The sequence below is a fragment of the Pseudomonas fragi genome (assembly GCF_900105835.1).
Classification (GTDB): domain Bacteria; phylum Pseudomonadota; class Gammaproteobacteria; order Pseudomonadales; family Pseudomonadaceae; genus Aquipseudomonas; species Aquipseudomonas fragi.
Genome location: NZ_LT629783.1, coordinates 2466469 through 2490310 on the forward strand (window position 1 = coordinate 2466469; position 23842 = coordinate 2490310).

The window sequence follows — 23842 nt, forward strand, 5'->3', positions numbered from 1 at the left end:
GGCTCCCTTGCTTGCTACAAAAAACGGAGTCCCTGTGGGCACCCTTGTGGGAGCGGGCTTGCTCGCGATGCAGACGACACGGTTGGTCTGGATCACCGCGTCGATTCAATCGCGAGCAAGCCCGCTCCCACAGGGGTAACTCCCATGGGGGTATGCAGTTACTTGCCCGCTACCGTGTTGCCAGTTGGCTGCTTGCCGTCTGCGCCATAGGCTGTCCAGAAGTTCTCCAGGCCTTTGGCCTTGAGGGCGGTTTGCAGGTAGCCGGGCTCAAACCAGCCCTCGATACTCACCGGGCGGCGGATCAGTTTTTCGTCCTTGGCCTGCTCCGCCACCGCCTGGTAGCGGCTCAGCAGAAAGGTGTCGATCAGCGGCGAATTCCTGTCCCGCAAACTCACCCCGGTAAAGTCGGCGCGCAGTGAGTCCACCGGGTCGTTGCTCTTGGCCCACTCGGCGAAAACTTCATCACGATGGCTGTCTTCGGACGTCCACTTCGCCGCATCCACCAACGTATCGACGACTTTTTGCACATTGCCCGGGTGTTCTTTTTCATAGGCACCACGCACTACCAGGGCAGTCTGGCGGGTGTAGCGCACATCCTGCTCCGGGTTGTCGTAAACGATATCGATCAGGCCTTTGTCACGCAGTTTGAACAGCTCGCGACCACCGAAGGCCGCGTCCACACCATTGGACACCAGGGCTGCCTGGGTGCTGCCGGCATCGAGGTTGATCACCTTGATATCGCGCTCGGTCATGCCGTGTGCGGCCAGCAGGTTGATCGACACCAAGTGGCCGTTGGTACCGCGAAACACCGCGACCTTCTTGCCCTTGAGGTCTTCGATGGTCTTGATGTCAGAGCCCTTGGGCACTGCCAGATAGAGGTTGGCCCGCACCCCCAGGGCCGCCAGCAGCCTGGTGTCCAGGCCGTTGGAGCGCCCGACCACCGCCGGCAGATCACCCTGGTAGGCGAAGTCCAGTTGCTGGTTGGACAAGGCTTCGTTGACCGCAGGGCCAGCGCCCTTGAAGAAGAACCACTGCACTTCGGTGCCGGTGCCAGCGAACGCTTTCTCCAGCAATTGCTGGTTGCGCACGATGCCCAGCGGCGAGCCACTGAACGTAACCGGATCACCGCCACCGGCGCTCGCCACCCCGACGCGCAACACATCGGCCTCGGCCAGCGGAACAGCCATGACCGCCGCCAGCACGGCGGCAATGCGGGTCTTGCGCAACAGGGCATTTACTTTGAATGTGGCCATGGGCAGGTCTTCCTTGAAGCAATAAGGCGCGGCCCGTCAGGCGGCGAGGTGTTTTTTGTCGGCTTCGGTTTTCGGCGAGCGGGTGTCCGGGGTCGGCTTGAGCGCCTGGCTCAGGCGGCCATCCACCCCCACCGGCACATCGCCGTCGATGGTGGTGCGCCGCACGATGCGCGGGGCATCGCCGTAGTCGTTGATCGCAATATGCTGGGTGGCGCGGTTGTCCCAGATCACCACATCACCTTCCTGCCAGCGCCAGCGCACGGTGTTGTCGACATGGGTAATACGGTCATGGAACAGGCGGATCAGTTGTCTGGAGTCGTTGCTGCTGACGCCCTGAATCTCTTTGACAAAGTGGCCCAGGAGCAAACTTCTTTCGCCCGATTCCGGGTGAACCCGTACCAGCGGATGTTCGGTTTCATACACTTGGGCGGTGAACTGTTCGCGATAACGCTTAAGGCCGGATTCATCGGTACCGCGAGGCGTCGAATAGTCATAAACATTGGTGTGCAGGGCGCGCAAGTTGTCCGCAAGTTGTTTTAACGGCTCGGGTAAATCGTTATAAGCCGAGGCCGTATTAGCCCACACGGTATCGCCGCCATAAGGTGGAATGACCACACCGCGCAAGATGGAGATTTTTGGATAATTGGCTACAAAGGTCACATCCGTGTGCCAGGAGTTGGCACGGGTTTCCTTGGCGTCGAGGTGCAGGATGGCGGCGCTTTGCTCGGCAGAACGTACGGTCGGGTGGGGCACCTGGTCGCCGAAGCGGCGGGAGAATGCTTCGTGCTCGGCGTCGCTTAAATGCTGGTCGCGAAAGAACAGGACTTTATGTTTCAACAAGGCCTGATTAATAAACTCGAATGCTTCGGCACTGATATCACCGCCCAGTTTTACGCCTTCAAGTTGTGCACCAATTCGACCCGCTACGGGTTTTACTTGAATAGTCATCGCCCCACTCCTGCTTCACGAGTTGTTGTGAACAGATCATAAAGGCATAAAAACTCGGGCAGCCAATCACTTTTTAGTCTAACGATAGACGAGCACTTTTATAGAAGTCAGGCTGTTTACAGGCCACTAAAAAGTTCTAAGTTATTTGGTTGTAAGGTCATAACCACTTCAATCATTCAGGTGTGAGATCGGCTGATCTGATACGACCCCCTTTGCCCCAAGGTCTGCACCGCTTGTGCCCGTGAGCCGGGCGCAAGGCAGGGTTTGCTTGAGCCGAATCGACCCCCGCCGTCATCCCGGTGTCATGGGGCTTTGTTTCCTTGACGGGCATCCAGCCTTCCAGGAGTCCCCATGATTCGCCCCACATTACTGGCCCTCGCGCTTTTTTCCGTGATCAACAGCGCCTCGGCAGAGCCTGCCGCGCCACTGCCCCACTCCCCCGGCGCGCCTTATGCCGCCACAGGCCTGGCCGACCGTATCGTGCTGACCCCCGGGGCCGATCCGGCTCGGGAAATGGCCGTTACATTCCGCACCGATACCCGCCAGCAGGCCAGCCAGTTGCAACTGGCTCCTGCCCTCGATGGCCCGCAACTGGCCAAGGCGGCGCTTGAGGTCGAAGGCACCAGCATCAGCCTGGACAACGAGAACGGCGGGGCGCTGTTCCATCAGGTGCGCCTGCACGATTTGCAGCCGGGCACCGCCTATGTCTACCGGGTCAAGGGCAGCGACGGCTGGAGCGAGTGGCTGCAGTTCCACACTGCGGCCGAGGGCTTCAAGCCGTTCAACTTCATCTACATGGGCGACGTGCAGAACGACATTCTGTCACTGGCTTCACGCAGCATTCGCCAGGCCTTGCAGAGCGTGGCCAACCCCGCATTGATCGTGCATGCCGGTGACCTGGTATCGCAACGCGAAGACCTGGTACACGACGACCAATGGGGTGAATGGAACCAGGCAGGCGGGTTCAACTACGCGATGATCCCCCAGGTACTGGCCGCCGGTAACCACGAATACCTCGACGGCCTCAACCCCGACGGCAGCGAAACCCGCACCCTCGGGCCGCACTGGAGCCGCCAGTTCGCCCTGCCGCAAAACGGCGTCGAAGGGGTGAAGAACACCACGTATTTTGTCGACTATCAGGGCGTGCGGTTTATCGTCCTTGATGGCACCTCGGCGCTCGATATGGGCACCCTTGATCAACAGACCCGCTGGCTTGAGCAGAGCCTGAAAAACAGCCCCGCGCGCTGGAATATCGTGGTCACTCACCAGCCTGTATTTACCTGCGCCCGCCCTGAAGATACCGAGCCGTTGAAAACCGCCTGGAAGCCGTTGTTCGAGCGCTACGCTGTGGACCTGGTGCTGCAGGGCCATGACCACTGTTATAGCCGCGTGAGCGACGAGGCCGGGCGCGTTGCGGCCAAAGCCGCACGGGCGGGCGGCAAGGTTCAGGGGCCGGTGTATATGGTGTCGGTGGCGGGTTCGAAGATGTATGGCCTCAATGACCGGGCGCATCAACAGCCGGACCGCAGTGCCGAAGAAACCCAGCTGTACCAGACCGTCGACGTGCAGGATTCAAGGCTCAAGGTGCGCAGCTACACCGCGGCTGGCAAGCTGTATGACGCTTTTGACCTGGAGCGCGACGGCAAAAACCGCAACCCCCTGCGCGAGCCGGTGAAAAACCTGCCCGCCGAACGCGCCTGCACGCAAACGGCAGGCCCTGATGGATTTGCCTGCAGCTCAAGGGCCAAGTAATCGCGCGCCCTTAGAGACTAAAAGCACCCTCACCCTACCCCTCTCCCGGAGGGAGAGGGAACTGACCGAACGCGGTTTCAAAATCTCCACTGATCAGCCCCCTCTCCCTCCGGGAGAGGGTTGGGGTGAGGGGCTTAAGGGTTTCAGCTACACCTCAATCCTCAGGTAATCGGCGCCGGGTTAAACAGGGTGATGTCGTTGTGCAGTTTGTGCTGCTCGGCCCAGGTCTGTTGTTTGCCACTGGCCACGTCCAGGTAGTACTGGAACAGTTCCCAGCCCAGTTCCTCAATGGTCGCCCGTCCCGTAGCAATACGCCCGGCGTCGATATCGATCAAATCCGGCCAGCGTCGGGCCAGCTCGGTACGGGTCGAGACTTTCACCACAGGGGCCATTGCCAGCCCATACGGCGTACCGCGCCCGGTGGTGAACACATGCAGGTTCATCCCGGCCGCCAATTGCAATGTGCCACACACAAAATCGCTGGCAGGCGTGGCACAAAAGATCAGGCCCTTGCCCTTGACCCGCTCGCCAGGCCCCAGCACGCCATTGATTGCGCTGCTGCCGGATTTGACGATGGAACCCAGGGATTTTTCGACAATATTCGACAACCCGCCTTTCTTGTTGCCCGGCGTGGTATTGGCACTGCGATCCGCCTCACCCTTGGCCAGGTAACGGTCGTACCAGTCCATTTCGCGCACCAGTTCACGGGCGACGGTTTCGTTGGCAGCACGGGAAGTCAGCAGGTAGATGGCATCACGCACTTCGGTAACTTCGGAAAACAGCACCGTCGCCCCCGCTCGCAACAGCAAGTCCGAGGCATAGCCCAACGCCGGGTTGGCCGTGATGCCGGAGAACGCATCGCTGCCACCGCACTGCATGCCCAAAATCAGCTCGCTCGCCGGCACGGTTTCGCGGCGACGTTGATCGAGTTTTTTCAAACGCACCTCGGCCAGCGCCATGATCTGTTCGATCATCTCGGTAAAGCCGTGGCTGGCGTCCTGCAGGCGGTACAGCCACGGCTCGCTCAAATCCACCGAACTGTCGTTGTCGTGCATCACCTGGCCGGCCTGGAGTTTTTCGCAGCCCAGGCTGATCACCAGCGCTTCGCCCCCCAGGTTGGGGTTGCGCGCCAGGTTGCGCACGGTGCGGATCGGGATATAGGCATCGGTGGCGCTGATCGCCACGCCGCAGCCGTAGCTGTGGGTCAGGGCCACCACATCATCGACATGGGAGTAACGGGGCAGCAACTCGTCCTTGATGCGCTTGACCGCATGGTCCAGCACGCCGGTCACACACTGCACGGTGGTGGTGATGCCAAGGATATTGCGCGTCCCGACCGTGCCATCGGCGTTGCGATAGCCCTCGAAGGTATAGCCCTCAAGCGGCGCTTGCGGCGCAGGAACATCGGTGGCCAGTGGCAGGCTGTCGAGCGGCGGCGCGGTGGGCATGCGCAGTTGGTCCTCATTGACCCAACTGCCCTGCGCAATGGCTTGCAATGCGTAGCCGATCACCTGGCCGTAGCGGATCACCTCGCCGCCCTCGGCAATAGCGGCCAGCGTGACCTTGTGGCTCTGTGGGACAAAATCCACTGTCACCAGCCCGTCGGCAAACACAGTGCCCGCCGGTACGCCCTGGTCGTTGACCACCACCGCGACGTTATCCCGCGGGTGCAGGCGGATCGAGCGCGGCGAATCGGAATGTTCAATCAACGTCATGACGCCGCTCCTCAACTATGGACAGGTAAAATGTCAGCGATTTTCGGGTCGCTGGTCGGTGGCTCTTTGAGTACCACACGTTTGATTGGTCCGACGATCACCAGATAGCTGAAGACCGCCACCAGTGCGTTGCAACCGACAAACACCAGTGCCCATTTGAACGAGCCAGTGGCACTGATGATGTAGCCGATGACGATCGGGGTGGTGATGGAGGCGATGTTACCGAAGGTATTGAACAGGCCACCGCTCAGGCCTGCAATCTGCTTGGGCGAGGTATCGGAAACCACAGCCCAGCCCAGTGCGCCCACGCCTTTGCCAAAGAAGGCCAGGGCCATAAAGCCGACCACCATCCATTCAATGTCCACATAGTTGCAGGCCACGATACTGCTCGATACCAGCAGGCCGGCGATGATAGGTGCCTTGCGGGCAAAGGTCAGGGAGTGGCCCTTGCGCAGCAGGTAATCGGAAATAACCCCGCCCAGCACGCCGCCGATAAACCCGCAGACCGCTGGCAGAGAGGCAATAAAGCCGGCCTTGAGGATGGTCATGCCGCGATCCTGCACCAGGTACACCGGGAACCAGGTCAGGAAGAAATAGGTGATGCCATTGATGCAGTACTGACCCAGGTAAACGCCGAGCATCATGCGATTGGTCAGCAATTGGCGTATGTAGTCCCACTTGGGGCCGTCGGCCTTTTTACCTTTCTGGTCCATGTCGACCATGCCGCCGTTGTCGGCGATGTGCTTGAACTCCGCTTCGTTGATGCGCGGGTGCTCACGCGGGCTGTAGATCACCTTGAGCCAGATACCCGAGAAGACGATGCCGAACACACCCATCACGATAAAGACGTGCTCCCAACCGTAGGAATAAACGATCCAACCCATCAACGGTGCGAACAGCACAGTGGCGAAATATTGCGCCGAGTTGAAAATCGCTGATGCCGTGCCACGTTCTGCAGTAGGGAACCAGGCGGCCACGATGCGGGCATTGCCGGGAAAGGACGGCGCTTCGGCCAGCCCCACCAGAAAGCGCAGCATGAATAGCGCCACCACGGCCGTGGACATGCCGAACTCACCGACAAAGCCTTGCAGCACGGTGAACAGGGACCAGGTGAAGATGCTCAGGGCATAGATTTTTTTCGAGCCGAAACGGTCGAGCAGCCAGCCGCCGGGGATTTGCCCGGCCACATAGGCCCAGCCAAATGCGGAAAAGATATAGCCCAGGGTCACGGCGTCGATGCCGAGGTCTTTTTGCAGGCTGGAGCCTGCGATGGCGATAGTGGCACGGTCGGCATAGTTGATCGTGGTCACCAGAAAAAGCATGAGCAAAATCAAATAACGGACATGCGTCGGCTTGGTCGCTTGCATGTAGTACTACTCCCACTGATTATTTTTATGCGCGGGTGAATCTGTTTTGGGTGCTGCTGACGGGTGGAGCTTATGTGGGAGCTGCGTGAGCCACCGATCGTATTCCTTTACGTAAAAAGCCGCTGATTACTCAGCGGCCTTGGTCATTGCTTACTGCGGGCCTTGCTTGTCGATCAAGGCGGCCAGCGCTTCATACTCGTCGGGCAGCAGGTCGGTCAGCGGGGTACGCACCGGGCCTGCGCTGTAGCCGGAAATGGTGGCACCGGCCTTGACGATACTCACCGCGTAACCGGCCTTGCGGTTGCGGATATCCAGGTACGGCAGGAAGAAGTCGTCGATGATTTTGCCGATGGTACCGTGATCGTCACGGGCCACGGCGCGGTAGAACTCCATCGCGGTTTTCGGGATAAAGTTGAACACCGCCGAGGAGTACACCGGTACGCCCAGCGCCTTGTAGGCTGCTGCGTAGACTTCGGCAGTCGGCAGGCCGCCCAGGTAGCTGAAGCGATCACCGAGGCGGCGACGGATCGACACCATCAACTCGATATCACCCAGGCCATCCTTGTAGCCGATCAGGTTGGGGCAGCGCTCGGCCAGACGCTCCAGCAGCGGCGCGGTCAGACGGCAGACGTTGCGGTTGTAGACGATCACGCCGATTTTTACCGACTTGCACACTGCCTCAACGTGGGCGGCAACACCGTCCTGGCTGGCTTCGGTCAGGTAATGCGGCAACAGCAACAGGCCTTTGGCACCCAGGCGCTCGGCTTCTTGAGCGTATTCGATGGCCTGGCGGGTCGAACCGCCGACACCGGCCAGGATCGGTACGCTGGTGGCGCAGGTATCGACTGCGGTCTTGATCACTTGTGAGTATTCGCTGGCGGCCAGGGAGAAAAACTCACCCGTACCACCGGCTGCGAACAGGGCCGAAGCACCATACGGGGCCAGCCATTCCAGACGCTTGATATAACCCTCGCGGTGAAAGTCACCTTGAGCATTGAAGTCGGTTATCGGGAAGGACAACAGACCGGAAGAGAGGATGGACTTCAGTTCTTGTGGATTCATTATTCGAACACCCTGGGAGCACGTTGTGATGAGAAATGCGTTAGCGCTTCGTTACGTCGTACGTCATCGTACAACTTAACAAAGGAACGTCAATCTCATTTGTTGAAATCCTGGCTGCCCGGGTGCATTCCAGCTTCGATAAAAGCGAAAAAGCCCGTCTAGTACGGGCTTTTGTGGAGTGTGGCGAAGTTGAAATTAAATTTTGAGTGAGTGGCAGGTTGTCGTAGAACAGCTCATCTTACGCCGCATTACCCTGTGGGAGCGGGCTTGCTCGCGATGCAAACGCTGCGGTCTGTCAGGCAATGCGCGTCGATACGATCGCGGGCAAGCCCGCTCCCACAGGTGGAGGACGCCCTACCCGCGCTGCGCCTCTGCTTCTTCGTGGGCATGGCGCAGGCGTTCGCGGCTGTTGGTCAGGTGCAGGCGCATGGCCGCACGCGCCGCTTCCGAATCCTGGCGGGCAATGGCCTGGTAGATTTCTTCGTGCTCGCGGTTCAGGCGGTTCATGTACTGCTGCTGGTCATCATGGGCCAGTCGCGCCGAGTTAAGCCGGGTTCGCGGGATGATGCTGGTGCCCAGGTGAGTCATGATATCCGTGAAGTAGCGGTTGCCCGTCGACAGCGCAATCTGCAAATGGAACTGAAAGTCCGAAGCCACTGCATCGCCATTACGCGCAGTGTTTTCGTTCAGGGCATCCAGTGCGGCACGCATTGCGGCCAGTTGTTCGGCACTGCGTCGCTGCGCTGCCAGCCCGGCAGACTCAACTTCCAGGCTGATACGCAACTCAAGAATCGCCAGCACATCGCGCAAGGTGACGACGGTTGCCGGGTCGATGCGAAAACCGCTCGGGCTCGGTGTATCCAGCACAAAAGTGCCGATGCCGTGCCGCGTCTCGACTTGCCCTGCGGCCTGCAGGCGGGAAATCGCCTCGCGCACCACCGTGCGGCTCACGCCATGGGCCTCCATGATCGCCGACTCGGTGGGCAACTTGTCACCGCGCTTGAGCATGCCGTCGCGGATCTGCTCGGACAGCACCGTCACCAACTCTTGCGCCAGGCTGCGGCGCTTGCGAGGGAGGCGGGGTACGTCGTTGTGGTTTTCCATGGTGAACATTTTTCTCAATATCAAAAGGATCGGAGGCTTTGACCCTGAAAGCAGCAGACCTGAGTGCTGCACTATCTCGCCCCCGTATGCACGCATCATAGCTCAAGGCGGTTGTACGATCACCTGTTGACACATGCCGACCAAAACCTGAAGGGATTGGCCGGCCTGCGAAGGTCAGACGGTCTGCGGTGAGGACTGGTCCGCTTCAATATCGCTCAGCGCACAGCTGTCATCCGGAACCCAGAACAAAAACGGGTCCTTGGCCGGCCGCTCGTCATAGGGCCGCACACGGCCCTCTTCATCAACGGCCCCGGCGCGCGCAAAACCATACACCTGACGCCGCTCCACATGAATGCTCGGCGCCGCGCCTTCGCCGCTGGCAGGCTCGATGTTCATTGCCTTCAAGGTAGCCAGCAAATCAGCAATGATCTGCTGGCGATCAAGGGTAAAGGCCGATGCAAAGCAGCGCCAGAAACGCCATCCCGCCCGTTCCAGAATGCGCTGGCGGCGCATGTCACTGTCCCAGCGATCCGGGCCGTGGAAGCGGTCACCGTCACATTCGATGGCCAGGCGGCTGTCGTTGTCGCCCTCGACAACCATGTCGATGCGATAGGCCCCCACGCCCACCTGCGGAATAACCCGATAACCACGTTGGGTCAATTCATCGTACATCTCCTGCTCAAAGCCGGATTCGCACAACTCGCGCAGGTCACTGACCTGGGCAGCATCCTGGGTAAAGGGGGTCTCGAAATGCTCGATCAGGCCGCGGCGCAAACTGTCCACAGGGCTGAGGTCGGTCAACTCGACACTGCGCACCAGGTACATGCGATCCCGCGCCCGCGAAGCGGCCACGTTAAAGCGCTGGGCTATCGAGTCGCGGCTGTTGGCAAAGCAGTCGCCGGGAGAGGCCACCATGCTCAGGAACATGATGTCGCGCTCCTTGCCCTGGAACGTGCGGGCATCCCCACAACTGATCTGGAACTGGGTGATGATCTCCTCTCCCAGCTCTTTGGTCAGCATCTGCATGATCTTTTGTGCTTGCTCGGCGCCCAGCAGCGAGACCACACCGATGCTGCGCCCGGCAATCTGCGGCAGGGCAATCAGGCGGCGAATTTCCTCGACGATCACCTGGGCTTCGCCGAGGTTGAACTTGCCTTTCTTCTCCCCGTCCATGACCAGCAGGTCCACCAGCGGCGGGTCTAGACGCTCAGTCATCATCGGCAGGCGCAGCGGCTTGAGCTCGTGGTTGTAGAACTCGCGCTTGGAGTATTCGATGATCGGCGCCACACAGCGGAAGTGCTCGCGCAGCATGGTGCCGCTCTTGGCAAATACCACTTTGAACAGGTCGTACAGCGAACGCTCGGGCGACATCAAGGGCCGATACAGGCCCACCTGATTGCCCAGAAAACGCGCCATCATGTTCTGCACGCGCTCTTCTTCCATGCCGATACCGTCGGGCGACACTTGTTTGTCATCGCCCACCACCAGCACTTTTTTCGCCCGCAGCAACGCTGGCAGCGCCGTCAGGTCAGACTGGGACGCCTCATCGATAATCACCAGATCAAACGCACCGTACTGCGCAGGCAGGCTCTCGCAAATGCGGTAATGCGGCATGATCCAGCACGGGATCGCCGAAATCGCCACATCGGCCGCCAGTCGCGCATCCTGACGATAACGCCCGGCGCGCACGCCGGTGCCCTTGCCGATCTTGCGAATTGCTGTGCGATACAGCTCAAGGGCGGCCCTGACACTCGGCGTAGCGTTTTCCGACAGGCGCAGCCAGGTTCGCTTGACCACCGCATCCTGATAAAGCCGCGACAGGCTCAGTTCCAGTTCACCGCGTAGTTTGAACAATCGTTTGAGGTCTTCGCGCCCGTCGATGCTGTCGAGATAACGGGCCAGACGGCGCAGGCGCCACAGGTCCAGACAGTTGTCCGGGAGCAGTCCGTCGACTGGCCCGATACTCGGTTCTTCACGCAAACGGGCAGCCCAGAGCAGACCGCCACTTTGCGCGATCAGGTCGGTGACCCGCTGTACGGTCTCAAGGGCTGCGGTGAGGGCCATCACCCGGCGCAACTCGTCCATCAGCCCGGACCATTGGCTTTGCAGTGATGCTATATCGACCTGCGGCTGGCCAAGACTCAAATCCAGAAAGCCTTGCAACCGCTCACTGATATCACCGCCACAACCGGCCAGCGCTTTGTTGAAGGTTTCCTTGATCGCCCAGGTGGCGGCCAGACGATGACGCATCAGGTAATGCCGCAGGATACTTTCGGCCTCGGCCAATACCGTGGCGTTGCTGCGCAACTGGCTGACGTCGGCCCAGTCCGGGAGCAACTGTTTAAGCTCGCTGCTGGCACGGATTTCACCTTCCTCGGCAAGCACAATCGCGTCGAACTGCTCGATCGCCCGGGCCGCCGCCATCAGTTGATCGGCGTCGGTTTCCAGCGTCGGCAAGGGTATTTCGGCGGCCAGTGCATTCCAGCGCAGCAGCAAGGTGCGGCTGTGTTGCTGGAAGCGCACAAAGGCTTGCACATGTTGCCAGTCCTGATCGCTTTGCGGCTTGCTGCCCAGCACCACAATGGTGTCCAGCAGCTGTTTTTGCGTGCCCTTGCCAATCAGGCCGGACAAGCCGAACGGGCGTCGCCCTTCGGCCAGGTTATCGATAGCAGCCACCACCTCGGGTTGCGCATGCAGCTCGAACGACAGGCTTACCGGTCGGGCCACAAAGGCCTTGCGCCCGGCCAGCGCCTCTTCGATCTCGCCCTTGAGGCTGGCGAACAGCACCAGCACATCAGCGTTGCCACCACGCATCAGGCACGCCTGCATGGGCGCGGCCCAGCTGTGGGCCGAGGTGTTGATCTGCGTGCGCAGGGCTTGCAGGTGGCCCAAATGCTCGACCAGCGCCTGGGCCTGCTCCAGGGTCCGGGAGCTGTTATCCAGCAGACGCGGCACTTCGCCAGTGCTTTCCTTGAGCTGCAACTGGCTTTCCTGAGCCAGATCCTGATGCACCTGAATCAGTGTCTGCGCGTCCGGAAAGTCGCCCAGTTGCGGCAGTTTCTGGCCCAGATAGGCCAGCGATTCCTTGAGTTCAAGCCGGGCTTCGCGCAAGGCGATGATGTCTTGCAAGGTGAAGCGCGGGCGATGCTCTTCACTCACGCCGATCAGGTCGGCAAAGTTGCTGATCCCGGCTTGCGCCGCCGCCACTTGCAAGGCCGCATGGGTGGGGCTCAAGCGCTCACCGTCGATCTCCAGGTCCGAAAGATTACGCTCGGCCCAATGGGTGATCTCACGATCAACACTGGCCATCTGACCATGAAGGGTGTTGATTTCGTCGTCAATCTGGCCAATTTCGCGCTTATACAGCGCTCTATCGATGCGCTGTACTTCGGCTGAAATCTTTTGAATGGCGAATTCGAACTGCTTCATGCCATCCGCTTCGCTGCTCAGCAAACTGATCGCCAGCGGACGTATGGCTTCAGGGAGTTTTTCCTGCAGCACCGCCAGGGCCGGGTCTTTCATCGACGTCACCAGCACCCGCTTGCCATTGGCCAGGTAATGGCTGATGACGTTGGCGATAGTGTGGGTCTTGCCAGTGCCGGGCGGGCCTTGCACCACTACCCCGTCATGCACTTCCAGCAACTGGATGATTTGCACCTGCTCGTCGTTGTACGGCTTGGGGAAGTACAGCTCGTGAACCTTAGCCGCCGGCGCATCGCCGCCTTGGGAACCACTAACGTAGGACAAACCACGGAACGGTGGCAGGGCTACGTCTTCCAGCACACTGGACGGTTCGGTGAGAATGGCCCGCAAGGCCGCCGGTAACTTACCGGTCTCCTCGATCCCGCCTTCAAAACGACCCAGATCCTCAATAAACATATTGCTGTCGCGGGTGCGGGCGAACAGGCACCAGGTATCGGTGACGCACAAGAACTCGGCAGCCTTGGGGACTGAACGGTCACCTTCGGCCAGCGTCACCGGCAAAAACTGACCATGAGCATCAAGCAAGGTCGACGCCGAACGAATCACCGGTTCGTAACTGGCGGCGTTGAACGGGCTGATACCGGCCTGCTCCTGTTTGAAAAAATCCTTGGCCAGGGTCGCCAGCGGCCCGACGCCGGCAATATCGGCCGCCACATAGGCATCCACTTCCAGCCGTGGCTCGGCAGCGCGCGGGCGCACTTCAATGGCCATGCTGTCAGGGTTGATGGCAATCTCCACCAACTGACTGATTAACGGGTAATGGATGACACCGACCACGGGGTGCTCCCACGTCGAAACGCCCAGCCCCCACACCAGTTCCAGCTGCGCATCCCCCAGGTTGCCTTGCATCTGTTGCACCAGCATAAACAGCTCGGCATACAGCTCGATGCTTTTGCGGCGTTGTTTTTCTTCTGCGGCCCACAGGCGCCAAGCCGTTTGACTGTAGGCCTTGAACTGCGCACGGATCTCACCGGCGTCCAGGCAGTCTTCCAGATTGACCCACTCTTCGACGCCGACGTCTTCACCGATCTGCAGGGCCACAGGCATCAAGCGTGAGCGCTCGTCCTCGGAGATGGCCGTGCTGTTGATCAAGACCTCCCGTGCCAGACGCACCTTGAGTACCGGGTCGATCTGCGGCGTGCCCTTGAGCTCGATCCACAACGCCAGCAACGGACTTAGAGGGGCTGGCGGTTTGGTCTCATGCAAGCGTTCAAGCTGCAGCCAGACTTCGTCTTCCTCATCGTTGTGCAGATCCAGGCTGACCCCGGGCAATGCCCGCAGTTTTTCTTCACTGGCACTGAAAGCGTTGTGCTGGCTGAGGGTTAACGCCGGCCGCTTTTGCATCAGCGCGGTCTGTTTAACAAATTCGATCAGGCCGGCGAGACGGGCACGTACTGTTTCCATGGGTAAGCTGAACCACTTCGATAAAGGGGCACTTCGATAAGAGCCGGGAGCGCCAAGTAAAAGCGAAAATTCCTACAATGGCCGATACGATACAGAGGTTCTGGAGGTATTCAGATACATCATTTCGTAAAAACGTCCCGCGATAAAAGACGGTCCGGTTATTTCCCAACGCTTTGCGCTCGCCCTCGCACTCACCCGCTCAAGCGCAGGTAGTTGAAGCTGCAAAACCTGACGACTCAATACGCCTGCCGCATCGCAATGTCCGACTTCACGACGGCTTCGCCGCCGAACGTAGCCTCGCGGAGCTCGGCAACTGCTACAGGTTTTTTGCACAAAAAAAAGGCCCTCCCCGAAACCGGGGAGGGCCTTTTGTTTAACGCCGGGGGTTAGCCCAGGTTAACGCCAAAGTTCGACGCCAATGGCGCCAGGCCACCGGCAAAGCCCTGGCCAATTGCCTTGAACTTCCACTCTTCGCCATTGCGATACAGCTCGCCGAACACCATCGCGGTTTCGGTCGAAGCGTCTTCGCTCAGGTCAAAGCGTGCCAGCTCTTTGCCGTCAGCCTTGTTCAGAACGCGAATGTAAGCGTTGGATACCTGACCGAAGTTTTGCTTGCGGGCATCCGCTTCGTGAATGGTCACCGCAAACGCCAGTTTCTTGGCTTCTTGCGACAGACCCGACAGGTTGACGTTCACTTGCTCGTCGTCACCGTCACCGGCGCCCGAACGGTTGTCGCCCTGGTGCACAACGTGGCCGTCCGGCGAAGTTTTGTTGTTGTAGAACACAAAGCTGCCGTCGTTCAGCACTTTGCCGTTCTCACCAACGATAAATACCGAGGCGTCCAGGTCGAACTCCTGGCCGTCAGTCACCCGTGGGTCCCAACCCAGGCCTACAACCACTTCGGTCAGGCCCGGTGCTTCTTTGGTCAGGGAGACGTTGCCGCCCTTACTCAGACTTACTGCCATGTTCGTGAACCCTTATATGAAAAGTTGATGGGGTACAGATCAGAATTTCAGACCGTAGCTTTCCGCCAATGGCTTGAGGCCGCCAGCAAAGCCCTGGCCCACCGCGCGGAACTTCCACTCGGCGCCATTGCGATACAGCTCGGCAAAGATCATCGCGGTTTCAGTGCTGGCGTCTTCTGCCAGGTCATAACGCGCCACTTCGCTGTTGTTGTCCTGGTTCACAATGCGGATGAAGGCATTGCGCACCTGACCGAAGTTTTGACGGCGAGCGTCAGCCTCGTGAATGGTCACGGTAAAGGCGATGCGGTCGATGTCGGCAGGTACCTTGGACAGGTCGACCTTGATCGCCTCGTCATCGCCGTCGCCTTCACCGGTACGGTTGTCGCCCGTGTGCTCAACCGAGCCGTCAACGCTTTTGAGCTGGTTGTAAAAAATGAAATCGGAGTCAGCGCGGACTTTTCCGTCAGCCTTGAGCAAGAAAGCGCTCGCATCCAGGTCGAAGTCTTGACCATCGGTAGAGCGAGCATCCCAGCCCAGACCCACGAGGACTTTAGTCATCCCGGGGGCTTCTTTGGACAGGGACAGGTTGCCGCCTTTGGAAAGGGAAAGTGCCATGTGTAGTTCTCCTTAGTAATGTGCGATCAAGCTTTCGTGTCGTTGTTAACGTCGGATTGCTCTTCTTCCTTACCGGGAAAGATGATGCTGGCCACGATACCGATAGCCAATACCACCAACACCACAATCAGACTGGTGTTTGGATCAATTTCATAACCATGGCCAAACAGGTGATCGGTTGCGTTCAGGGCCAGCTTGCCGGCAATAAAGAACAGCAGCGCGATAACCGCTTTTTCCAGGTGCACCAGGTAACGTTTCAGTGCTTCCAGAACAAAGTACATGGTCCGCAGGCCAAGAATGGCGAACATCATGGCCGAGTACACGATCAAGGGTTCACGGCTCACGGCAATCACGGCCGGTACGGAGTCGAAGGCAAACAGAATGTCTGAAACCTCAACTACCACCACACACAAAAACAGTGGGGTCGCAAAAAGAGCGCCCTTGCCTACAAGGGTCATTCCCTTGTTCTGCGGCTTCGTGATCTCTTTTTCAAGCTCTGTGCGTGAAACAAAGAAATTATGCCCGTGCAGCTTCGGCCAGACCGGGAACAGTTTTTTCGCAAAACGGTAGGCGATGTGCTTGGAGTAATCCTCCTCCTCATCCTCTTCCTTGCTGCGCAGCATCATCACTGCCGTCCAGGCCACGACCACGGCAAACAGCACTTCGACCCAAGGGCCAAACGCCAGCAGACCGGTACCGATCGCCACGAAAATCAGGCGGAACACGATGGCGCCGATGATGCCCCAGTACAGAACCCGGTGACGCAGCGCGTCCGGGATCTTGAACCAGGCAAAGATCGCCATGAACACGAACAGGTTGTCGACGCTGAGTACTTTTTCCAGCGCGTAACCGGTCACGAACAGGCTGGCCACGCTTGGGCCGTGGGCCACATACAGATAGCCCGCAAACATCAGCGAGATCACCACCCAGAACACCGACCAGACGGCGGCGTTGGTCAGCGAGACCGGTTTATCGCTTTTGTGGGTAAACAGGTCGATTGCCAGAGCAATGACCGCCAGAGCCACAAATACAGCGATGGTAGTTGGCGGAAAGCCAATTGCCGTGTTTTCCATGATGTCCTCAGAGATCAAAATCGCCAGGGTTCAGCCCCAGCTCATTACAGATGGTGCGGCAAGCAGCCCGCTCACTTTCATCAAAGTTGCCGTCGGCGCTACCGATTGCGCAGCAAACACGCACCAGCAGGCGGGCGGCATCTTCTTTTTTACGGAGCTGACCGATCGATTTCAGCGCTTCAGCGCGACCGATCTGCTGGTCAAACTCAAACTTTTCGCACACGGAGTTAAAGGCCTTGATCACGTCCTTGACGTCAAAGACCTTCAGCTCGTTCGAGTTTTGAATAAACCCGACCATCTTCTGTTTTTCGTCGCTGCTGATGTTGCCATCGGCAGCGGCCACCAGTGCACACCCGGAAACCACGGCCTCCATGAATTCACGGTTCTTGAACTTGCTGACTTCCGTCGAGAGCTTGTCACGGGCGGCGGTAGCGTTGGTTTTGAGCCATTCGAGCATTGGAGTCACCTTGTCAGTAATTGCAGGTACGGCGCCTGTTTCATCAGGCGGCCACTTACACAGCGCTCATTTGGAACCGGCAGCCCAGCGCATGCCCCAACCGAACGCTTTATCCATGTCGGAGTGGCCCTTGAAGAACTCGACCCGACGGTTGACCTTCACGCTGCCACCGACGTTTTCAAGCAAGGCGATGGCGCACATGCCCTTGGTCCCGCCCTCTTCGCTCAGGCGCACTTCAATCGGCGGCTCGCCCGGGATATACAAGGTGATGACACCGTCGGTAGCTTGCCAGTTCGGCGCGCCTTCGTAGATGAACGCGTAAACCAGCACGCGACGCATCTTGCGCCACTCCTTGCCATTGATACGCAGCCACTCGCCGTCGCTCACGGAGCCGGTGCGGTCGTCGCCCATCAACTGGATAAACGGCTCATCACGGAAATCACCGAAGGCATTGCCCAGGGCCTGTACCGCGCCCTTGCGGCCGTTTTCCATTTCGTACAGGCAGCCCACGTCAAGGTCGATACCGCCCGACTTGCCGGTGGCCTTGTTACGCAGGGTTGCGAAAAAGCCGCCAGCACCACTGGCGCCGCTGTCATTCGGGTTAGTGCGATTCCAGTTCAGGTTGATCTTGATCTCGCCGAAATCACCGTCCTTTTTCTCAAGGCTGATGGACGGACGCTGCTTGTCGAGGGTGATTTTCGACAGGTTGATCTTCGATGCAGGTGCAGGTGCTGGCGGTGGCACAGGCGTCGGCGCGGCTGCAGGAGCAGGTGCCGCAGCGGGTGCCGCGATATCAACGCCAAAATGCTCAGCCAGAGGCGCCAGGCCACCAGCAAAGCCCTGGGCCACGCAACGGAACTTCCACGCACCCTGGCGGCGATAGAACTCGCCGAGGATCAACGCGGTTTCCTGCATGCCCTGGGTCGGAATCGGTGCTTCAATGCCGCCACTCACGGTGACCGTCAGTTGCGGGAAAGCATCGAAACGGGCCTTGTTCTCGTAGATGGTCGCGGTCAGGGCGACTTTTTCGATGGCCGGATCAATGGCGTCCAGGTTGACACTGAATACGCTGCGACCTGCCGCCGATTCCACCAGCTTGACCGCGCCATTGTTGACGCTCTGCTGGCCGAAGAAGCACATGTCGTTGTCGCCACGCACCTTGCCCGATTCATTGAGCAGGAACGCCGACACATCCAGGTCTGCCCCCGCTACCGGGGTGTAGCTGACGGTGACGCTCAGGCTGGAACCGGCAACGCCCGTATTGGCGCCTGGAGTCAGGGTAGTCATGCGCGCACCGCCTGGGCCGCATCAGTGGCCAGGTCTTGGGCGGTACGGCCATTGGCCACGGTGCCGATGGCGGTCAGGTCCCAGCCCGCCGATGTGCGGCTGATGTACGCCATGACCACGCCGGTGTGGCGGCCCTTGTCCGACAGATTGAAGCGCGCCAGCTCCTTGCCGGTCAGCTCGTCAACGATACGGCAGTAGGCGTTTTCTACTGCTTCGAAGTTTTGCCCGGTAAACGAGTTGACGGTAAACACCAGGTGCTTGACCCCGGCCGGCAGCTGTTCCAGGTTGACCTGGATCGACTCGTCGTCGCCATCGCCCTCCCCCGTGCGGTTGTCGCCGGAGTGAACGATGGAGCCGTCGTTGGACTTGAGCTGGCGAAACCACACCAGATCCAGCGGTTGTTTGGCACTGTCGAGCAGGATGCACGAAGCATCCAGGTCGATGGCGGCATCACTGCTCAGCAGCTTGGCGAAAAAACCGCTGGGCTTGACCGGGTCCCAGCCCAGGCCCATGCGGATTTTCTTGAGACCGGTCCCCGCTTCTTTCTCGAGAGAGATGGTTTGATTCTTGGACAGCGAAATGGCCATGAAGCGTCTCCTTGTCTGCACTGAAGCACGATAGGTAATAAGTGATTATTGACATGCTTTGCTTACGCCTTGCTTACAGCTCCTCGCGCAAGCACACGTCAAGTGGCCGCTTGCGCCGCCACAGTGCGTGAAATTCACGCCAATGCGGCTCTTGAGCGGCCCCGAGCATTTGTTCATCGCCCCGGGTGTCACCCCAGGCACGCAGCTCGTATTGGTCCAGAGGCCCGTATTGCGCCTCCAGCCGGATGACTTTTTGTTCACAACGACAGTTGATGCCGTCGATATCGCCAGTGAGCACGCCATCGACCGAGGCCAGCCGCGTACCGATCAGGCCGATACCGAGTTTTTTGGCAAAAGGCGCGAGCACCAGTTCGGGGGACGCCGAGCAAATCGTCACGCTGGCGCCCTGCTCAATCTGGTTGGCGACGGATGTTAAGCCCAAAGGCCGCATCAGGCGCTGCCAGGAAACGTCACAAAATGCTTCAGCACGTTCCTTTACCCAGGCCTCCCGGGTGCCGGTCAGGTACACCGCGATCAGTTTCTCTTTCAAATCATTGCGCGAAATCCTGCCCAGCAGGTAACACGCCGTGGCCGGGATCATCCGCAACAGGCGCATGGCAAACAGCCGGTTGCCAAAGGCAAAGCGCAAAAACGGCACAAAGCTGTCGTGATAGGTCAGCGTGCCATCAAAATCGAACGCAGCCAGTACCTGCTTATTGCCTTTGTCCGTTGTCTTCAAAACGTCGTTCAACCCACTAATTCAGCCAATCGCAGGCTGCCTCCAAAAGTGTCCGACGGGCTGGCAACTTCAGGGCGAACCCCTTGCCAATGTGCCCGTTCAATAATTGTTTGCGCCCATTTGTAATGGGTCGCAGGCTCGCACATGGCGTCGTTGAACTTGAACACCGCAGGCGCCGCCTCATTCAATATGTGGCGTGCGCTGTTGAGATCTTCAAGACTGACTTGCAACGCCCTGTGGATAACTGCAATTTGCGACGGGTGGATCGCGGTTTTACCCACAAGCCCGTGGGCCATATCCAGCGCCAGCTCTTGCTCCATCAAGTGCGGTGCATTGAGCTGCTCGAACACCGGCGCAGTCAGGGCAAAACCTGCCGAGCCCATGATCCCGCACAACATGGGGATCACATAGCTCATGGGCGTGCTGTACAAGGTCATCGCTTGAGGGCGACGCAAGCCCAGGCAGCCCATCAAGTCGTTACCGCCAATGCGCAGGGCAATAATACGCCCTGGCAGCAGCTCCAGCATGGCACTGCGCAGTTCAACCATGGCGTTGGGGATAAAAACGTCTGCGGTTTCCAGGGTGGGCATCAGCATCAAGTCTTCGCGGGTGACCGCCTGTTGCCACTCGCGGATATTGCCCAGGCTGAGCTTGGGCACGACAAAACCGTCGACGTGACGCATCAACGACCAGTCATTGAGCACAGCTGCCATCGCAGCATCCCGTGGCCGCACAAACAGGATCGGACCGCTGGAAGGGCGACCGCCACGCGCCTCGATGCCCAGCAGCAGGTTTTTCAGGTTGTTCAGCCCTTGCTGCACGTCGGTTTCGGCCACGGCGTCTTCCAGGCACACCACCAGCGAGCGCAAACCCTGGATCTTTTCACCCAGCACCACCTCCAGAATGTCGGGACGAGTGGCCGGCATATACAGTGTGGCGCCCAAGGCATAGGCTGAGTGCTTGATCATCAGCGAACACTCCTGATTACGGTCACGGCGCGATACGGCCCCAGTTCATCACCCACTTCCTGGACCTCGATATGGGCCTGGCGCGTCAGGTGCAACAGCAGTTGCACGTCCTGATCGTCAAGGTTGCGCACCAATACATGGTCCGGCACCCGGCGCATCACGGCGCGGGTGGCCTCGGCGATCCCCGGCTTGACCCGGTTGGGGTTGGTCACCGCAAACCGCGTCGAGATACGTTCGACCGCGGCTACCGCCGAGTGTTGCAAGGCTGCGGCCTGCTCGGCTGTCCAGGGTTGTGCAGCGGCCAGCGGGGCAAGCTGTGCCCGCTCGGTTTCGATGCTGTGGATAAAACTCATGGTCACGTCGTGTTCCGCCAAATGGTCATACACAACGCATCCATGCAGGCCCGGGTCTTGTGGCCAGATGGAACGCGAAACCAGCCCGGAAACAGTCGCCCCCAGGATGCCCGACGGGATCAGCCAGTCTTCTGCCGAGGCGGCCAGCCAGGCCCGGCCACAAGGGTCGGCCAGGACCACCAGGCGCGGATCTGGCGGGAAACGCGAATCCCCAGCCAGGCTGTCGCGGATCTGGCCGCTGATCGCGCCCTTGCCGGTCCAGCCATCCACAAACACGATATTTTCCGCACCGTGGGCCTTGATGATAGCTTCGAGTGCAACATTGTCGATTCCACGGTCACGAATAATGCTGATGCCGTAGTGCGCAGCCTCGCGCCCCAGATCGAGCAATGCCCGGCGCAGCAACACGCCCAAGGGCAAGCCGGCGCGCACAAACGACACCAGCGCAATCGAAGGGCCGTTGTAGCGCTCATTCAAGGCCTGGGCCAGCGCCTGCACATCACCCGCCATACGGGCACCGTTCTGGGCCAGGGCCAGTTGATAGAGGCTTTTATGGGTGTCGGATGGCGCATGCTCCTGGCTGATCATTTCGGAGTAATGGCGCTGTTGGGTCTGGATCAGGCGTTCTTTTTCCTGCACGTCGGTGACTTCAATCTGCATGGCACGCAGTAAAAAGTGCACGTCATCGGCGGCATAGCTGCCACTGCCGACGGTCTGCAGCCCGGCGAAGGCATTATTCATGATCGACGCTCGCCAGCACATGCGCGGCCAACTGACCGCGTATGGGCGTGCCCCACCAGTCACACTCGGCCATAAAGCCCAGGTCCGACACGCTGTCGCCAAAGCCCAGCAGCGGGCGTTTGCCGTTGATCGCCCGGTCGCGGCGGATCCACTCTCGTACCGCTTCACGCTTTTGCAAGGTGATGGGCAGGAAAGCCAGATTATTGCCATTGCCATGCACATACAGGCCGTCGAGCAAGCCCCGCGCCTTGACTTCGGCCAGCACGATGAGCAGCGCCTGGTCGGTTTCGTTGTTGTGCTTGGTGACCACGTAATTGGCCAGGCCCTGCTCTTCAACCACCCAGCCACGCAATGAGAAGCCCAGTTCGGCGCCAATGGCCAGGGTTTGCTCGCTCAACTGATGCAGGCGGGTTTGCTCCAGCGCCAGCTCTTCGCACATGCGGGCATGCCAGACCGGGTCCAGCGAGCCGTCCGGGTTGAGAATCACCCCGCCGTGAGCACAGACCGCGCCATGCACGAATGGCAACTGCACGCGCTGATAGGCTTCGATGCTGCGTGCGGTCACGGGGACCACGTCGCTGGTAGCCAGCAGCCATTCCACAAAGCTCTTTTGCGTCGCGCTCATAAAGCCGTTGGGTTGGCCGTCCACGTCCAGGGTGGCGGGAAAACGTGGCTCATCGCCCATTTTCCGGGCGGTTTGAAACAGGGTGTCGTCCAGATCAACGAACACCAGGGGGCGATTACTGTTCATCAACGATTACCTGCGCATTCAATGCGCTGACCAGCGCCGGGTCGACGGCAGCCGCCGGGGTTTCGCTGCAGATCAGCACCCGGTCAAACTGGCCGGGGGCGACGTTATATAAAAAGTTGGGGATGCCCAGGCCGTAGTTGTCCGAGAACGACAACGCATGATCGATGGCATGGCCCAGGGCAATCGGCGAACGGCTGGTAGAGCTGAAGTGCACATCGGCACCGGCCCGTTCAAGGCGCTCGGCCAGCAAAAACGGACGCCAGACGAATTCGCTGGTACCGATCACCAGAATCCGTTCACCGGCAGCGACCTGCAGGCCCGGCGCCAGCGTGTCGTGGTGTTCGCGAACGCCCATGCGGCCCCAGTCGCGGCTCGCGTCCAGTGCCCAGTCGCCTTGGGCAACACTGCCCACTTCGGGCATTTCTGGCAGTTCTGCGGTTAAATCTTCGGCGAACGTGTAGCGACCGTCGAGTAAAGCCACGCTGCTGACGTGATCGCCCATTGCTGTACGCACGGCGTCCCCGGACCAGTCGGTCAGGGTGGCAGTGACGATGCGCTCGATCGAATCGAGCCCCGCCTCGGCCAGCGCCCGGGACAGGTTGATAAAGGTATTGCCGGTGGATGCCTCATCGTCCACCAGCACCAGCGAACGGGCGTTGAGCATCATGTCGCGGGTTGCCGCGTCTTGCGGCAGGTGCAGCAAATGCGAGCTGGCGTGGCTGTGCTCTTCTTCAAAGCGGGCAAACAAGGCGCTGCCCGTAGGGTGACGGCTGCTGCACAGGTACACGCAGTCATTGCGGGTCTGGCTCAAGGCACGGTGTACCCCGGCGCCCAGGCCCACGGCGGTTTCGGCCATGCCGATCACCAGTACCGGGCCGGGCAGGTCAGCAGGAATCTTGCCGGCAAGGGCATTGAAGCTTTGTGCCATTAATGAGGGCCGAGCAGGAATATGCCGGCCCAGTACACGCGAAACAAACAGAAAGGCCCGTTTGGGATTGCGACGCTCGGCAAAATCGAAAAGTGCCTGCGCAGCAAAGGTCGATGCATTGACCTCTACCTCCAGACGACCGCGCTTGAGGTTTGCATGCAAAACCTTGGGACCGGTCATGGGGTTAGTGTTATTCATCAACTTTTACTACCTGAAATACATAAAAAGTGGGGGACAATCGGCGAGACGATCACTTTAAACAAGCGATAAATAGTTACCGAAAACGTCAA

19 protein-coding genes are annotated in these 23842 nt (G+C 59.5%); 1 reads left to right on the top strand and 18 read right to left on the bottom strand.

Annotation, left to right across the window (positions count from 1 at the left end):
• Nucleotides 1–158: 158 nt before the first annotated feature.
• Both BLU25_RS11360 and BLU25_RS11365 read right to left on the bottom strand, forming a co-directional pair.
• A complete protein-coding gene (locus BLU25_RS11360; RefSeq protein WP_016783503.1) occupies nt 159–1253 on the bottom strand; it encodes an ABC transporter substrate-binding protein in 1095 nt (364 codons plus the stop codon).
• Between the two features lie 36 nt (nt 1254–1289).
• On the bottom strand, nt 1290–2201 hold the full coding sequence (locus BLU25_RS11365) for a TauD/TfdA dioxygenase family protein (protein WP_016783504.1): 912 nt from the start codon (nt 2199–2201) through the stop codon (nt 1290–1292).
• Nucleotides 2202–2552: 351 nt separating this feature from the next.
• On the opposite strand from BLU25_RS11365, the gene BLU25_RS11370 reads away from it, so the two are divergent.
• Nucleotides 2553–3953: a purple acid phosphatase family protein gene (locus BLU25_RS11370; protein WP_016783505.1), complete on the top strand. Its 1401-nt coding sequence runs from the start codon at nt 2553–2555 to the stop codon at nt 3951–3953.
• 161 nt (nt 3954–4114) lie between these two features.
• Here BLU25_RS11370 and garD read toward each other — a convergent pair whose 3' ends face one another.
• The 16 genes from garD to BLU25_RS11450 form a co-directional block, all read right to left on the bottom strand.
• The gene (gene garD, locus BLU25_RS11375; protein ID WP_016783506.1) at nt 4115–5668 is read right to left on the bottom strand and encodes a galactarate dehydratase; all 1554 of its coding nucleotides are present in this window, start codon (nt 5666–5668) and stop codon (nt 4115–4117) included.
• An 11-nt stretch (nt 5669–5679) separates the two neighbouring features.
• On the bottom strand, nt 5680–7035 hold the full coding sequence (locus BLU25_RS11380; protein WP_016783507.1) for an MFS transporter: 1356 nt from the start codon (nt 7033–7035) through the stop codon (nt 5680–5682).
• Nucleotides 7036–7185: 150 nt separating this feature from the next.
• Nucleotides 7186–8097 (bottom strand): 5-dehydro-4-deoxyglucarate dehydratase, encoded by a 912-nt coding sequence (gene kdgD, locus BLU25_RS11385; protein WP_016783508.1) that lies wholly within the window; start codon nt 8095–8097, stop codon nt 7186–7188.
• 354 nt (nt 8098–8451) lie between these two features.
• Nucleotides 8452–9201 (bottom strand): FadR/GntR family transcriptional regulator, encoded by a 750-nt coding sequence (locus tag BLU25_RS11390; RefSeq protein WP_037001762.1) that lies wholly within the window; start codon nt 9199–9201, stop codon nt 8452–8454.
• Between the two features lie 174 nt (nt 9202–9375).
• Nucleotides 9376–14088, bottom strand: coding sequence for an AAA domain-containing protein (locus BLU25_RS11395; RefSeq protein WP_016783510.1), 4713 nt, complete (start codon nt 14086–14088; stop codon nt 9376–9378).
• Between the two features lie 386 nt (nt 14089–14474).
• Nucleotides 14475–15053, bottom strand: coding sequence for a TerD family protein (locus BLU25_RS11400; protein ID WP_016783511.1), 579 nt, complete (start codon nt 15051–15053; stop codon nt 14475–14477).
• Between the two features lie 39 nt (nt 15054–15092).
• Nucleotides 15093–15668 carry a TerD family protein gene (locus BLU25_RS11405; RefSeq protein ID WP_016783512.1) on the bottom strand — a complete coding sequence of 192 codons (576 nt, stop codon included), beginning with the start codon at nt 15666–15668 and terminating at the stop codon, nt 15093–15095.
• 26 nt (nt 15669–15694) lie between these two features.
• Nucleotides 15695–16741, bottom strand: coding sequence for a TerC/Alx family metal homeostasis membrane protein (locus tag BLU25_RS11410; protein ID WP_016783513.1), 1047 nt, complete (start codon nt 16739–16741; stop codon nt 15695–15697).
• A gap of 7 nt (nt 16742–16748) precedes the next feature.
• On the bottom strand, nt 16749–17198 hold the full coding sequence (locus BLU25_RS11415) for a tellurite resistance TerB family protein (protein ID WP_016783514.1): 450 nt from the start codon (nt 17196–17198) through the stop codon (nt 16749–16751).
• 66 nt (nt 17199–17264) lie between these two features.
• The gene (locus BLU25_RS11420; RefSeq protein WP_016783515.1) at nt 17265–18485 is read right to left on the bottom strand and encodes a TerD family protein; all 1221 of its coding nucleotides are present in this window, start codon (nt 18483–18485) and stop codon (nt 17265–17267) included.
• Complete coding sequence (locus BLU25_RS11425; protein ID WP_016783516.1) at nt 18482–19072, bottom strand: TerD family protein; 591 nt, start codon at nt 19070–19072, stop codon at nt 18482–18484. The genes BLU25_RS11420 and BLU25_RS11425 overlap by 4 nt, the downstream gene beginning before the upstream one ends.
• Nucleotides 19073–19145: 73 nt before the next feature.
• Nucleotides 19146–19823, bottom strand: coding sequence for an HAD-IB family hydrolase (locus BLU25_RS11430; protein ID WP_016783517.1), 678 nt, complete (start codon nt 19821–19823; stop codon nt 19146–19148).
• Nucleotides 19820–20779, bottom strand: a complete 960-nt coding sequence (locus tag BLU25_RS11435; RefSeq protein WP_016783518.1) for an HpcH/HpaI aldolase/citrate lyase family protein — start codon at nt 20777–20779, stop codon at nt 19820–19822. The genes BLU25_RS11430 and BLU25_RS11435 overlap by 4 nt, the downstream gene beginning before the upstream one ends.
• Nucleotides 20779–21873: a cysteine protease StiP family protein gene (locus BLU25_RS11440; RefSeq protein WP_083369643.1), complete on the bottom strand. Its 1095-nt coding sequence runs from the start codon at nt 21871–21873 to the stop codon at nt 20779–20781. The genes BLU25_RS11435 and BLU25_RS11440 overlap by 1 nt, the downstream gene beginning before the upstream one ends.
• Complete coding sequence (locus BLU25_RS11445) at nt 21866–22624, bottom strand: HAD family hydrolase (RefSeq protein WP_083369644.1); 759 nt, start codon at nt 22622–22624, stop codon at nt 21866–21868. The genes BLU25_RS11440 and BLU25_RS11445 overlap by 8 nt, the downstream gene beginning before the upstream one ends.
• The gene (locus BLU25_RS11450; protein ID WP_029611732.1) at nt 22614–23750 is read right to left on the bottom strand and encodes a phosphoribosyltransferase domain-containing protein; all 1137 of its coding nucleotides are present in this window, start codon (nt 23748–23750) and stop codon (nt 22614–22616) included. The genes BLU25_RS11445 and BLU25_RS11450 overlap by 11 nt, the downstream gene beginning before the upstream one ends.
• Nucleotides 23751–23842: the final 92 nt, after the last annotated feature.